9 protein-coding genes are annotated in these 13,259 nt (G+C 65.0%); 5 read left to right on the forward strand and 4 right to left on the reverse strand.

Features of this window, described 5'->3' with window-relative positions; translation table 11 throughout:
- Positions 1-81 precede the first annotated feature (81 nt).
- Both C2I19_RS21830 and C2I19_RS18365 read right to left on the reverse strand, forming a co-directional pair.
- Positions 82-420 (reverse strand): hypothetical protein, encoded by a 339-nt coding sequence (locus tag C2I19_RS21830; RefSeq protein WP_146056869.1) that lies wholly within the window; start codon positions 418-420, stop codon positions 82-84.
- A gap of 54 nt (positions 421-474) precedes the next feature.
- Positions 475-3,294: a valine--tRNA ligase gene (locus C2I19_RS18365; protein ID WP_103904080.1), complete on the reverse strand. Its 2,820-nt coding sequence runs from the start codon at positions 3,292-3,294 to the stop codon at positions 475-477.
- A 241-nt stretch (positions 3,295-3,535) separates the two neighbouring features.
- Here C2I19_RS18365 and C2I19_RS18370 point away from each other — a divergent pair, with 241 nt between their 5' ends.
- From C2I19_RS18370 to bcsG, 5 genes are all read left to right on the forward strand, one after another.
- Positions 3,536-5,494 (forward strand): amidohydrolase, encoded by a 1,959-nt coding sequence (locus tag C2I19_RS18370; RefSeq protein WP_103904081.1) that lies wholly within the window; start codon positions 3,536-3,538, stop codon positions 5,492-5,494.
- 55 nt (positions 5,495-5,549) lie between these two features.
- Positions 5,550-6,647 (forward strand): type 1 periplasmic-binding domain-containing protein, encoded by a 1,098-nt coding sequence (locus tag C2I19_RS18375; RefSeq protein WP_103904082.1) that lies wholly within the window; start codon positions 5,550-5,552, stop codon positions 6,645-6,647.
- Positions 6,648-6,714: 67 nt separating this feature from the next.
- Entirely contained in the window at positions 6,715-8,286 is a 1,572-nt protein-coding gene (bcsE, locus tag C2I19_RS18380) for a cellulose biosynthesis protein BcsE (RefSeq protein WP_103904083.1), read from the forward strand.
- Between the two features lie 51 nt (positions 8,287-8,337).
- Positions 8,338-8,541, forward strand: coding sequence for a hypothetical protein (locus C2I19_RS18385; RefSeq protein ID WP_103904084.1), 204 nt, complete (start codon positions 8,338-8,340; stop codon positions 8,539-8,541).
- Positions 8,538-10,118, forward strand: coding sequence for a cellulose biosynthesis protein BcsG (bcsG, locus tag C2I19_RS18390; RefSeq protein WP_103904085.1), 1,581 nt, complete (start codon positions 8,538-8,540; stop codon positions 10,116-10,118). Before C2I19_RS18385 ends, bcsG begins: the two co-directional genes overlap by 4 nt.
- A gap of 1 nt (position 10,119) precedes the next feature.
- Here the strand turns inward: bcsG and C2I19_RS18395 are convergent, their stop codons facing one another.
- Entirely contained in the window at positions 10,120-10,539 is a 420-nt protein-coding gene (locus tag C2I19_RS18395) for a hypothetical protein (RefSeq protein WP_103904086.1), read from the reverse strand.
- Between the two features lie 2 nt (positions 10,540-10,541).
- Positions 10,542-13,259 (reverse strand): cellulose biosynthesis protein BcsC (locus C2I19_RS18400; RefSeq protein ID WP_146056870.1); only part of this gene is annotated, 2,718 nt, incomplete at its 5' end.

A 13,259-nucleotide genomic window follows, 5' to 3' on the forward strand; every position in this document is an offset into this window, starting at 1 on the left:
TGGACCCGCGAAACGCTGGATGCAGAGATCTCGGCGCTGCTTGGTGGTTATGGCGACAAGTTTCAAATCAATTTTTCGTGATTACTTAATTTTTAATTTCCGCAAAAATTGATGAATTAGATCATTATTTGCCGAATACGCAAGAAAAAGCCCCACGCACACAGCGATGACAAAGCTAAGAGCAATCTTCCTATCCGGCCCCCACTCACCAACAGAGAAAATGTTTCGCCCAAACCAAAGAAAAGATATTTCAAAAAACCACGAAAAAAACGATACAACAGCAGTCAAAACCAATGCATGCGCAACCCTCTCAAAAGGAGATGCCCGAGAGAAAGACGTTAAACCAAAAAAAATCCACGCCGCAACAAAACCATTGATAAGATATTGAAAAAAAGCAAGTAAATCCTTTATTTCGCCCATAAAAACCCCGCCATCGTTTGATGGCGAGGTTTTATCATGAATGACACTTGCCTATCAAGCCAGCTTCACAAGCTGCGCCCTAACCTTCTCCAACTTATCATTCAGCTCCGCCACCTGCGCCTTGTCGCGCTCAACCAAATGCGCCGGCGCCTTGTCCACGTAGCCCGGCTTCTCCAGCTTCGCCGTCAGCTTGGCCAGCTCGGCTTCCACCTTGCCCTGCTCCTTGCTCAGGCGCGCGGTTTCGGCGGCCTTGTCCACTTCCACCTTCAGCATCAGGCGCGCTTCGCCGGAGATGGCCACCGGGGAATCATCCTCCGGCAGCTTGGCCACCAGCGTGCCTTCGGTCAGGCGGGCCAGCAGCTTCAGGTAAGGCACGAAGTTGGCGATGGACGCGTCGGCGGTTTCGATGAACAGCGGGGCCTTGACGGCCGGGCCGATGCCCATTTCGCCGCGCAGATTGCGCACCGCGTTGACCATGTCCTTGAACGCGTCCATGCGGGCGTTGGCTGCCGCGCTGATCTTGGATTCGTCCGCCACCGGCCACGGGGCCAGCATCAGCGATTCCGCCTTCTTGGCGTTGGCCAGCGGAGCCACCGTCTGCCACAGCTCTTCGGTGATGAAGGGCATCAGCGGGTGAGTCAGGCGCAGCGCCACTTCCAGCACGCGGACGATGGTGCGGCGGGTGGCGCGCTGCTGGGCTTCGTTGCCGGTTTGCAGCTGCACCTTGGCCAGTTCCACGTACCAGTCGCAGTACTCGTTCCAGATGAATTCGTAGATCACCTGGGCGGCGATGTCGAAGCGGTAGGTTTCCAGCGCGTTGGTGACATCGATCTCGGCCTGTTGCAGGCGGCCGATGATCCACTGGTCGACAAAGCTGTATTCCAGCGGCAGGCTTTCATCCTGGCCGCAGTCCTTGCCTTCCACATTCATCATCACGAAGCGGGTGGCGTTCCACAGCTTGTTGCAGAAGTTGCGGTAGCCTTCGGCGCGCTTGAAGTCGAAGTTGACGCTGCGGCCCAGCGTGGCGTAGCTGGCCATGGTGAATCTGAGAGCATCAGTACCGTAAGCCGGGATGCCTTCCGGGAACAGCTTTTCCGTGGCCTTGGCGATGGCCGGGGCCTTTTCCGGGCGGCGCAGGCCGGTGGTGCGTTTTTCCACCAGCGGCGCCAACGCGATGCCGTCGATCAGGTCCACCGGGTCGATCACGTTGCCCTCGGACTTGGACATCTTCTTGCCTTCGTGATCGCGCACCATGCCGTGGATGTAGACATCCTTGAACGGCACCTTGCCGGTGAAGTGCTTGGTCATCATGATCATCCGGGCCACCCAGAAGAAGATGATTTCGTAGCCGGTCACCAGCACGTTGGAGGTGAGGAAGGCTTTCAGGTCCGGCGTTTCTTCCGGCCAGCCCAGGGTGGAGAAAGGCACCAGGGCCGAGCTGAACCAGGTGTCCAGCACATCTTGCTCGCGGCGCAGCGTCTTGCCCGGGGCTTTGGCCTGGGCTTCCGCCTCGGTGCGGCCGACGTAGATGTTGCCGTCTTCGTCGTACCAGGCCGGGATCTGGTGGCCCCACCACAGCTGGCGGGAGATGCACCAGTCCTGAATGTTCTTCATCCACTGGTTGTAGGTGTTGACCCAATTTTCCGGCACGAAGCGCACTTCGCCGGATTCCACGGCCTCGATCGCCTTGGCGGCGATGGATAGTCCGGTGGCGTCGCCTTCGGCGACTTTGTTCATGGCCACGAACCATTGGTCGGTCAACAGCGGCTCGATCACGGTGCCGGTGCGGTCGCCGCGCGGCACCATCAGCTTATGCGGCTTGGTTTCCAGCAGCAGGCCCTGGGCTTGCAGATCGGCCAGCATGGCCTTGCGCGCGTCAGAGGCGGTAAGGCCGGCGTAGGCGGCCGGCAGCTCGATGGTGCCTTGGGCGGCGCCGTCGAAGCCGAAGATTTGCGCCCTGGCCAGGATCTTGGCTTCCAGGCTCATCACATTGATCAGCTGGGTTTGGTGGCGCTTGCCCACTTCGTAGTCGTTGAAGTCGTGCGCCGGAGTGATCTTGACGAAGCCGGTGCCAAACTCTTTATCCACGTACTCGTCGGCGATCACCGGGATGGTGCGGCCTGTGAGCGGCAGCTCAAGCTGCTTGCCCAGCAGGTGCTGGTAGCGCTCGTCGTCCGGGGCGATGGCCACGGCCACGTCGCCCAGCAGGGTTTCCGGGCGGGTGGTGGCGACGGTGACGAACTCGTCGCTACCTACGACCGGGTATTTGATGTGCCACATATGGCCGTCTTCTTCCTCGGATACCACTTCGAGGTCGGAGATGGCGGTGCCCAGTTTGGCGTCCCAGTTGGACAGGCGCTTGCCGCGGTAGATCAGGCCTTGTTCGTACAGGCGGACGAAAACTTCCGTCACCACTTCGGCGCGGACGTCGTCCATGGTGAAGTACTCGCGGTCCCAATCCACCGAGCAGCCGACGCGGCGCATCTGGCTGGTGATGGTGCCGCCGGATTTTTCCTTCCATTCCCAGATCTTGCTGGTGAACGCTTCGCGGCCCATGTCGTGGCGGTTCAGGCCCTGGTCGGCCAGCTGGCGCTCCACCACGATCTGGGTGGCGATGCCGGCGTGGTCGGTGCCCGGCACCCATACGGTGTTGTGGCCCTTCATCCGGTAGAAGCGGGTCAGACCGTCCATGATGGTCTGATTGAAGGCATGGCCCATGTGCAGCGTGCCGGTCACATTGGGCGGCGGCAGCTGGATGGCGAAGGACGGCTTGGACGTGTCCATGCTCGGCTTGAAGTAGCCGGACTGTTCCCAGTGTTGGTACCAACGACGCTCGAGGTCGCCCGGTTCATAGCTCTTGGCAAGTTGTTCCATGGTCTTGGTTTTCTGAATGGAAAAATGGTTCGATTATAACCGGTTTTGACCCGCGCTCCGACCCCCTCTCCCAGCCATGGCGCGATCCGCTCTCCAAGCATCCAGCGTGCCAATGCCAGCCCAGCCTGTCCCAACAGCCTGGATCAATCGAAATCTGATTGAAATTGTTTTCAGTCAACATAACATGTAGCGGCGATGACATGATCATCCGCGCGCAAACACACCGGATAAGGAGAATTGCATGAGCCACGACCATCACCTGGGCTGCGCATGTTGCACCCTGCCCCTGCTCGGCCAACTGGCGCATACGCCGCAGGGCCAGGACGACTGGCGGAAGCAACTAGCGGCCCTGGCGGAAGACATCAAGCGCTTCCCGCCGCTGCCGCAAAAGGAAAACGCGATTTTCCACGGCGGCATCATCCGCCCGCTGGCGGCCTCCGGCCCGGATCAAGCAGAAGCGCTGGGCATGGCCGGCGGCCGCATCGTCGCCATCGGCGCGCTGCAAGACGTGCGCATCGAAATGGCCAGCCATTTTCCGTACCGCGAAATCAATCTGCACGGACGCGCGCTGCTGCCCGGCCTGATCGATCCTCACCTGCACATCCTGCCCAGCGCCATTTTCCAGGGCTGGGTGCAACTGGGGCCGTTCTCGCCCCAGCCGACTGAACAAGACCCTAATCCGCCGGAATCCCAGTACCTGGTGCCTGGCTATAGCTATAAGCACATCGAAACAAGGCTGACCGCTGAGATAGATGGGAAGAAAGAGGCCGGCGCCAACGCCACGCAATGGATAACCGGCTTCGGGGTCGACCCTTCGCTGATGGACGTATGGACCAATATCGATGCGGCCATGCTAGACAAACTGGCAGGGCCCGACAGCAATATCGCCCTCTTCCTGCTCAACTCCTCCGGCCATATCGGCTATGCCAACACCGTCGCCATGCGCGCGGCCGGTTTGAGCGAATCTCAAATCGATCAGAGTCAAGGCGTGTTCACCGAGGAACGCATCGGCGCGATCCTCAACGCCATTCCCAAAACGATGCTGCTGGAAAATCTGGTCAAACAACTGCTGCCGCTGCTGCAAAACGCATCCAAAGCCGGCATCACCACCGTGATGGATGCGGGCGTGGGTTCCTCGCTCAAGGAAGTGGAGGTGTTGCTGCTGGAAACGCTGGCCAACCTCAACCTGTCGCCGGTGCGGATCTGCGCAGCGCTTTACTCCAACGACCTGGAGCAAATGGCGCGCTGGATGAAAGCGTTCAAGCCCGATCTCGGCAAGCAGGAAGACAGCAACTTCATGATCAAGGCGCTGAAGCTGGTGGCCGACGGCTCCAACCAGGGGCTGACTGGCTTCCAGTATCAACCCTACCTATACACGCATAATCCTGGCCAGGGCCATCCATGCCATAAAGACGACAAGACAGAGCCCGATCACTCCGTACCCGGCGTGCCTGACACCGGCCTGTACAACTTCAAGCTGCCGCCCGCAGCGTGCTGCGCCGGCCAAGGGCAGTCCGCGGATAGGCTGGACACCTATCTACAGCTGGCGCTGGGCCGCGGCTGGCCGGTGCTGGTGCACGCCAACGGCGACCACGGGATGGAGCTAGTGCTGGACAGCTACCAGCAAGCGCTGACCTTCACCGAGGCAGACGCCGCCGCGCTGCGTCCGCGCATTGAGCATGCCTCGCTGCTGACCGACGCCGCGCTGTACCGCATGGCCAAACTGGGCATTTCGCCGAGTTTCCTGATCGGCCATGTCGGCTACTGGGGCTACACCTTCCAGAAAAACATCTTCGGAGAGACGCGCACGCAGTTGCTGGACCGCTGCAAATCCGCGCTGGACGCCGGCATGAAAATCAGCCTGCACTCGGACCATTTCGTTTCGCCGCTGGGGCCGCTGCGCATGGCGGAGCAGGCCAACTACCGCAAGATGGAAGGCGCGCCGGGCGAAGACAAACCCGTGCTGAATGCCGCAGAATGCCTCGATCGCAAGCAGGCGCTGCGCGCGGTGACCTTGGACGCAGCGTGGCAGTGCCATATGGATCACTTGGTCGGTTCGCTGGAGGTCGGCAAGCTGGCCGATCTGGTGGTATTGAAGCAAGACCCGCTCGATACAAGCGTGAAAAACCTGCGCGACATTCCGGTACTGGAAACCTGGCGCGGCGGCGCGCGAGTGTATAGAAACACCGACACGCAATAAGCGCACCGCCAAGCGGCCTGTCCGGCAACGGGCAGGCCGCTTGCTATATTTGAGCATGGAAACCGCCCAAGCCAAGCAGGCCCACAGATTGCGCGCGGCTCGCCGGCCTAGTCTTGCCACCCTGTTCCGCCGCACCCTGCCGCGGCTGCTGGCGCAGGCCCTCCTTTTGCTCCCTCTCGCCGCGCGGCCGGCGGAACCCGCGGCGAACGCGGTCTCCCCATCTGCGGGTCCGCCCGCCCAGCCGGGCCACCATGTGCTGCTGATCGCCTACGATCTGCGCAATGGCGGCATTTCCAAAACCACGCGCAGCTTTCTCAGCGCCGCCGGCTTCCTGCGCTGGCAGGTCAAAGTGGCGGACGCACACAGCGACCGCGCCGCGGTGCGCGAGCAACTGCTGCTGCACGCCTCCGCGCAAGACATCGCCGGCGTGGCGCTGGTGAGCACCGACAGCGCAGACTTCCATCTGGAAATGGCCATGCTGAAGCAAATGGGCAAGGTAACGGTGGGCTGGCATGCCGGCAGCGCGCCCGGCCCCAATGCCGAGCTGTTCGCCAACATCACCACCGACCCGCTGGCCGTGGCGCGGACGGCGGTGGACTATGCCATAGGCAGCAGCTCGGGGCCGCTGGGCGCGGTGATTTTCACGGATTCCCACTTCTCCATCGCCATGCGCAAGGCCAACGCGATGAAGGAGGCGCTGCTGCATTGCAAGCGCTGCAAGGTGCTGCGCATGGAGGATGTGGACCTCAGCAAGACGGTGCAAATCATTCCCACCCTAGTGCCGCAGCTCGCCAGCAAGTACGGCCGCGACTGGACCCACACCCTGGCAATCAACGATTTGTACTTCGACAACATCAACTTCCCGCTGCACCAGGCGGACAGGCCGGACATCGTCAATATCTCTGCCGGAGACGGCTCCAACTCCGCGTTGAACCGCATCCGCGAAGGCATCTCGCAGCAAAAGGCCACCGTGGCGGAACCCTGCAACCAGCAAGGCTGGCAGATGGCGGACGAACTCAATCGCGGCTTCGTCAGCCAGCCCATCCTGGTGACCCAGGCCCGGCTGCTGGCCCATGGCCGCAACGGCGACATTGAAGACGACGATATTTACCGCAAGGCCTATCTAGCCATCTGGCTGCCGTCCCGGCGCTGAACCCGCCAGTTTGGGAAGCCGCGCCGGCGGCTGCTAGTATGGATTAATCCTCACTCGAACGGCTGCGATGGACTCCTACACCAGTCTGGGCATACACGAGCTGCCGCTGGCGGCCACCTCGCTGATGCGCGGCGGCGTCTACCTCGTAGCCAGCGGCAGCGAGGCGCTGACGCAGTCCCTGCTGTTCGCCAACCTGCCCGCCTCCGCCGCGCTGCCCACGATCTGCAGCGCCCGGCTGGCGCCGGGGCCGCGCCAGGACACCGCCTGGCTGGACCGCCGTCTGCTCACCGGCAACCTGGTGTTGCTGTCGCCGCGCAAGCGCTGGTGGTCCCGCCCGATGCTGACGGACTGCTTGGAAGACCTGAGCCACGGCCGGGACCGCCAGCCCGATGCCGGCGGTCCGCTGCTCCTGGTGCTGGCCCATGCCGAAGACTTCCTGCGCCTGCACCGCCCCAATGAGCTGAAGCGCGAGCTGAAGGCGGCCATGAGCTGGGCGCGCGCGCGCGACCACTGCGTGCTGCTGATCCTGAACCTGGGCTATATGGACCTCGCCGCCATCGCCCAACTGGAGCAAGCCGCCCATCGTTGCGCCGGGCTGGCGCTGGCCCAGGCGGTGGGGGTGGAAACCTTCAGCTGGCAGATCAGCCACTGGCTGGGCGCGGAAACCGTCAGCCTGGCCCAGGCCCAAGTGCTAACGCGCGACGAGGACGGCGCATTGTGTCTATTGAAGGAAGAGGACGAGCTTGCCGCCCGCCCCGCCCATGACACGCTGCAGGTCTACGCCACCCGCACCAGCCTGACCGGCAACGAGCCGCCCTCGCCGCTATGGCAGCTTTATGAAGACCTGGAGGAACTGCTGGTGGCGGCCAAGGGCGCTGTGGCGGCCAGCGTGCTGCTGGACACCGCCAGCCAGCAGCGCAACACCCTGACAGAAGCCATCGCCCAGTTGCGCAAGCAGTGCGGCCGCCGGCTGAAAATCGTGGTGCGCGAGGTGGGCGGCCGCCGGCTGCGTCAGAACGAGGAGCAGCTGTTGCTGCGGCTGGGCGCCAACACCGTGCTGCCGGCCGAGCTGCACTTCGCCAGCACCGTCAACCTGATCAACGCGCTGCAGCCCGCGGTGTTCCAGCCTTACGTCAAAATGGAGCAGCAACAGCTGCAGGACGCCAGCCAGCCGGCCCAGGACCGCGGCTGGCTGGCGCCGGCCGAGTTCATCGAAACCGTGCGCAAGACCGTGCAGCGCAGCAGCGCCATCAGCATACGCAATATGCTGGTCCTGCTGCAGCCAGCCATAGGCGTCACCCCGCGCGAGCTGCTGGCCCAGGGCCGCTTCCAGCGCGCGGGAGACCTGTGCACGGCGGATCGGCGCTATGCCTACCTGTTCCTGTTCGCCTGCGCCGAGACCGACGTGCCGACGGCCCTGGCCAATCTGTTCCGCTTGCCGGTGGAGGACATTGTTGAGAGTGAAATCCACTGCCCGGACAGCGAAAGCATTTTACAGGCGCTGACGCGGCTGGAGGCCGAACCCGAGCTGGCGGAACTGGAAATCCTGCCGGCCAGCGGCGGCGCCATGCCGGCCCAGGCGCGGGAGCCGCAACGCGTCCCGCTGCAAAGAATGGCCTTGCGGCGGCGCGGCGCCTAGACCAGTTTTCAGCCTTGCCGCGCGGCGCAGGCTGAATGAAAGGGAGACTCCATGCTGAACATGCTGCTCAGCGAATCGCAGTTCCTGATGCTGCTGACCGCAGCCATGGCCATCGCGATAGGCTACCTGGCACGCGCCCTGCTGTTGCCCTGGATCGTCCGCATGCGCCAGCGCCAGCTGCGCTACTTTCAGCCGCACGCTTACCAGCCTGAAGCCGGCCAGGCCTCGCCGCGCAAACCGGCTGAGCGCGCATGAGCGCGACATCCTCGCCCTCCGCGCGCCGCCCCCCCGCTCCCGTCGGCATGGGCGGCTGGAGCTTCTATTTCATCGTCAAGCTGGCCATGGACTGGCAGGGCGCGCTGAATCTGCATCCGCTGCCCAATCTGGCCTTTGCCCTGCTGTTGCTGCTGCCCGTACCGCGCGGCTGGCCCCGCTTCATGAGGGCGGCGCTGGCCTGGCCGGCCGCCATCGCCCTGCTGTATCGCGACAGCTGGCTGCCGCCGCCAGACAAGCTGCTGCCGCAACTGGCCGCGCTGCGCGGCTTCACGCTGAGCTATTGGATGGAGCTGGCTGGCCGCGTGCTGACGCCGTCGCTGCTCACCAGCGCCGTCATCTTGGTCTGCGGCTATCTCTTGCTGTCCCGCCATCTGCGCCTGGGCACCTTAGTCATGGCGGCACTGCTGGCGCTGGGCGGACGCCAGCTGTGGCAGGAAAGAGCGGTTCCCGTCCCGGTCGCCGCCGTCGCCGGCAGCGGTCAAACCGCCGCGCAAACGCCGGAAGAGCAGTTGGCGGCGTTCTACCGCGGCGAGAAGCAGCGGCGCGTGCAGTTTCAGCCGCTGCCGGCCGGCCCCGGCTTCGACGTGCTGCTGCTGCACATCTGCTCGCTATCCTGGGATGATCTGGAGGCGGTGGGGCTGGAGCATCATCCGTTGTTCTCGCGCTTCGACATGCTGTTCACGCATTTCAACAGCGCCGCCACCTATAGCGGCCCAGCCGCGTTGCGCGTGCTGCGCGCCAGCTGCGGCCAGCCCACTCACGCCGCGCTGTACGACCCTGCGCCGGATAACTGCTATCTGTTCTCCAATCTGGCGCAGCTAGGCTTCAAAGTGGAGGCCACCTTCAATCATGACGGCAGCTTCGATGGTTTCCTGAAGCAAGTGCGCAGCTACGGCCATCTGGACAAACCCTTGATCGATCAGCAAGGCCTGCCGGTCAATCTGCGCGCCTTCGACAGCAGCCCCATCTACAGCGACTACGCCACGCTGGACCGCTGGCTGCAGCTGCGTCAGCGGGACGACAGTCCGCATGTCGCTACCTACTACAACACCATCAGCCTGCACGACGGCAACCGCATCCCGGCAAAACCGGGCCTGTCCACCAACGACAGCTACCAATACCGCGCCAACCGCCTGTTCAACGACATAGATCGCTTCATAGACCAGTTGGAACAGAGCCACCGCAAGCTGATCCTGCTGGTGGTCCCAGAGCACGGCGCCGCGCTGCGCGGCGACAAGCAACAGTTTGGCGGCTTGCGCGAAATCCCTACGCCGCGCATCACCCTGCTGCCGGCGGCCATCAAGGTGATAGGCGGCGACAACCATGCCCATCAGGTGCGCATAGACCAGCCGATCAGCTACTACGCTGTCACCACCATATTGTCGCGCATGCTGAGCAAAAGCCCGTTCGGCCCAGACTACCAGCCGGACGCCTATGCGCAGGACCTGCCCGGCACGAGCTATGTGGCGGAAAGCTCGGGCTATGTGATGATGCAGAGCGGCACGCGCTACCTGCTGCGGCAGAGCGACGGGTCATGGAACGAATACCAGCCCTGAGTTACCAGGCGGCGGGCGGCTCCGCCGGCAGCGGCCAGGGCCCAGGCAGTGGCCCGGCTTGGACCGCCGCGACAGGCGCCGACGCAACGGGAGACCTGGCCGGAACGGGCGCGGCAACAGGAGCCGGCGCGGGCAGCGGGGCCGACGCGACGCGGCGCTCGCCCGCGCGCAGCCTGGCCAGATTGGCGCGGACATCCCCGCGTCCGGGCGCGATGCGCAGCGCCCGCTCCAGCAGCAGCTCGGCGGAGGAAACGTCGCCGCGGACGGCCAGCAGCAGGGCCAACCGGTTGATGGCTTGCGGCTGGTAGGGATGCAGCCAGTATTCGGCGCGCGCCGCCGCCAATTCTGCGTCCGGCGCGGCCCAAGCCGGCTGCGCCAGCGCAAGCCAACATGCCAGCCATGCCGCCTGTGTCGCCCTCATGATCAAAACCCCGAATACGGCTGCAGCGGTTCGACCGGGAACGGCAGCGTCTGCGAAACGCCGTCCGGCTGATAGCGCAGGTAGAGCACCAGCCGGCTGGGCTGGAAGAATTGGGAATGCTGCATGTCGAGCATGCCGCCGAAAGCCAGCGTCGGGCTGGCCTGATATTCGAACGCCCCGCTCAGCTCATAGCCCCAGCCCGGCCCGGAGCTTGGAGAAAAGAACGGATTGCCGGCCGCCGCCTGCAAATCCGGCCGCGTGGGGTAGAACGGCGCGCCGTCCTCGCGCGAGCTGGACACCGATACCGAGCCGCGCACGAAATAGCTCCAGCGCTCATTGCGCGCCGCATAGCGCAGCGGCAGCGACAAGGAGTTGTAGCGCTGCGGACTGAAATAGCCGCCCTGGCCGAAAGTGAAGCCGCCCAGGTTCTTGCGGTACCAGAAATTGATGGAGTTCAGCCCCACGGTCACCAGCCGCGCAGGTTCGTCGAGCAGCCGCCAGTAAACGCCCGCCATCGCCGTCAGATCGCTGTTGCTTTCCACGTTCTCGCCGCTCAGTTGCTGATAGGCGAAATTGGACCAGGCGCCGAAACGTCCGCCCTGGTCGTAGCCCAGGCTGCCGCCCACGCTGTCCGCCACCACGCCGCCCCAGGTCTGGCCGGTATAGGGGTCGCGCACGCTGGCGTAAGTCAGCAGCGTGCTGGTCAGCGGCCGCCGCGACAGTTCCAGCTTGTAGTTCAGCGCGGACAGGCTGCCGGAATAGCGCGCGCCGCCCACCAGATTGGACACGGGAAAGCCTATGGGCGTATGGCCGATGTCCAGCCGCCAGCGCTCGTTCTCGTAGCCCACGCCCAGCGCCGCGCCGCTGGCATGCTGGCTGCCGTAGACGGCGGCGCAGGCCTGCGGCGTGGAGTTGGCCGCGCAAGCGGCCACGCTGCCGAAATGGTTCAAGGTGTAGTTATTGCTCGGATCCAGGTCCAGCGTGCCGGCGCGCATGTCGACGGCGTCGGCGCGCAGAAAGTAATGGCCATTGTCCGGCCCCGGCATTTCCGCCAGCAAAGGCGCCTGCCACATGGCCATCTGCGAGGTGCCGGGCGTGCCGTCGCCGGGCCGGCGATACAGCAGGTCCGCCCCCTGCCATACCTTGACGCTGCGTTGGTCGCGCAGCTCGGCATAACCCTTGCTCAGGCTCTCCTGCCGCGGGGCGTCAGCCGGCAAGGGCTGCAGCGGGCCGCCCGCTTCAGCTTCCGAAGGCGCGTCAGTTGCGGACGCGGCCAAGCCCTGCCGATACAGGCTCAGCGCCATGTCCGGCCGCTCCTGCGCCCTCGCCAGTTCCGCCGCCTGCAGGTACACGCCCGGCGTGGCCGCGCCGCCGGCCAGCAGCCGTTCCAGCTCGCGGTCCGCCCGCGCCGCGTCGCCCTGCGTCCGCACTCGGTCCAGCACGCGCAGCATGAAATCCGGATCGCGCGGCGGCGTCGTCGGCTGCAGCAGGCTGTCGGCCACGGCGCGGGCATCGGCCGGGCGGCCGGCGCCGATCTCGGCATCCAGCAAGTCCAGCCTGGTCTCGTCGTCGCTGGGCTGCGCGTCCAGCAGCTTGCCGGCGCGGGCGATGGCGTCGCTCCAGTTTTTCCGCCGCAGCGCCGAGGCCAGCAAGCCGCGCTGCAGCCGAGGACTATCCGGCGCGAGCGCCGCCGCCTGGCTCAGGATGGCGTCCGCCTCCTCCATCTTGCCCGCGGTGCGCGCCTGATCTGCCCTGGCCACGGCCAGGCTGGCCTGCAGCCCGTCCAGCGTCTGCCGCTGCTCCTTGCTCAGCCGCGTCCGCTCGCGTTCCGCGCTGTCCAGCAGCGGCTGCGCCGTCGCCATGTCGCCCTGGCCCAGCGCCAAATCAGCGTAGGCGAGCTGGCTGTCCAGCGTGGGTTGCCGCACATACAAGGCCTGCAGCACTTGCCGCGCCTGGACGGCATCGCCCAGCCGTTGCCAGGCCGCGGCCAGCTCTCCCATGCGGGCGACGTCACTCCCCAGCGCCCGCTCCGCATCCAACAGCCGCAGCCGCGCCTGCTCAGGCCGGCCCAGCGCCGCCTCCGCCTCGGCCAGCGCCACTGTCTGGTTCAGCCAGACCCGGCGCTGCAGCGCGGCCATGCCCGCCGTGCGCTCAGCCGGCGCCACTTTCTCCAGCGCGGCCAGCGCCGCGATATTGGCGTCGCGCTTGGATTCGAACAGCGCGTAGGCATACAGATTGGCCGGATCGGCCTTGGGCGCGGCGGCCAGCTCGTTCAACAGCGCGCTGCCCTCGGCCCCCTTGCCCACGGCCAGCAGCGCGCTGGCCAGGGCATAGCGGTTCCAGACATTCTGCGGCTGCAAGGCCACCGCCTGTCGCAAATACGGCAGCGCCGGCTCTGCCTGGCCCTTGTCCAGCCAGGCGTCGCCGCGCGCGCGCGCCAGCTGCGCCTGCGCGGTGACGTAGCTCGTTCCCAGCTTGGTCCGCTGCGCGGCCGGCATGGCGGCGAGCAGCTGGCCGGCTTCGTTGAAACGCTCCTGATCCAGATAAATGCCCATCAGGCCGGCCAAGGCCGGCCCGCTGTCCGGCCGCCGCCGCAGCACCAGCCAGTACGCATCGCGCGCGGCCGGGGCATTGCCGCGCCTGGCCTGCCAGTCAGCCTCCGCCAATAGCACGTCCGGGTCGTCCGGGCGCGTCTGCCTAACCGCATCCAGCAGGCTACG

Source organism: Chromobacterium alticapitis (genome assembly GCF_002924365.1).
Taxonomy (GTDB): domain Bacteria; phylum Pseudomonadota; class Gammaproteobacteria; order Burkholderiales; family Chromobacteriaceae; genus Chromobacterium; species Chromobacterium alticapitis.

Coding starts and splice junctions, on each gene's coding strand:
- C2I19_RS21830 (WP_146056869.1), bottom strand. CDS start 420: ATGGGCGAAATAAAGGATTTACTTGCTTTTTTTCAATATCTTATCAAT.
- C2I19_RS18365 (WP_103904080.1), bottom strand. CDS start 3,294: ATGGAACAACTTGCCAAGAGCTATGAACCGGGCGACCTCGAGCGTCGT.
- C2I19_RS18370 (WP_103904081.1), top strand. CDS start 3,536: ATGAGCCACGACCATCACCTGGGCTGCGCATGTTGCACCCTGCCCCTG.
- C2I19_RS18375 (WP_103904082.1), top strand. CDS start 5,550: ATGGAAACCGCCCAAGCCAAGCAGGCCCACAGATTGCGCGCGGCTCGC.
- bcsE (WP_103904083.1), top strand. CDS start 6,715: ATGGACTCCTACACCAGTCTGGGCATACACGAGCTGCCGCTGGCGGCC.
- C2I19_RS18385 (WP_103904084.1), top strand. CDS start 8,338: ATGCTGAACATGCTGCTCAGCGAATCGCAGTTCCTGATGCTGCTGACC.
- bcsG (WP_103904085.1), top strand. CDS start 8,538: ATGAGCGCGACATCCTCGCCCTCCGCGCGCCGCCCCCCCGCTCCCGTC.
- C2I19_RS18395 (WP_103904086.1), bottom strand. CDS start 10,539: ATGAGGGCGACACAGGCGGCATGGCTGGCATGTTGGCTTGCGCTGGCG.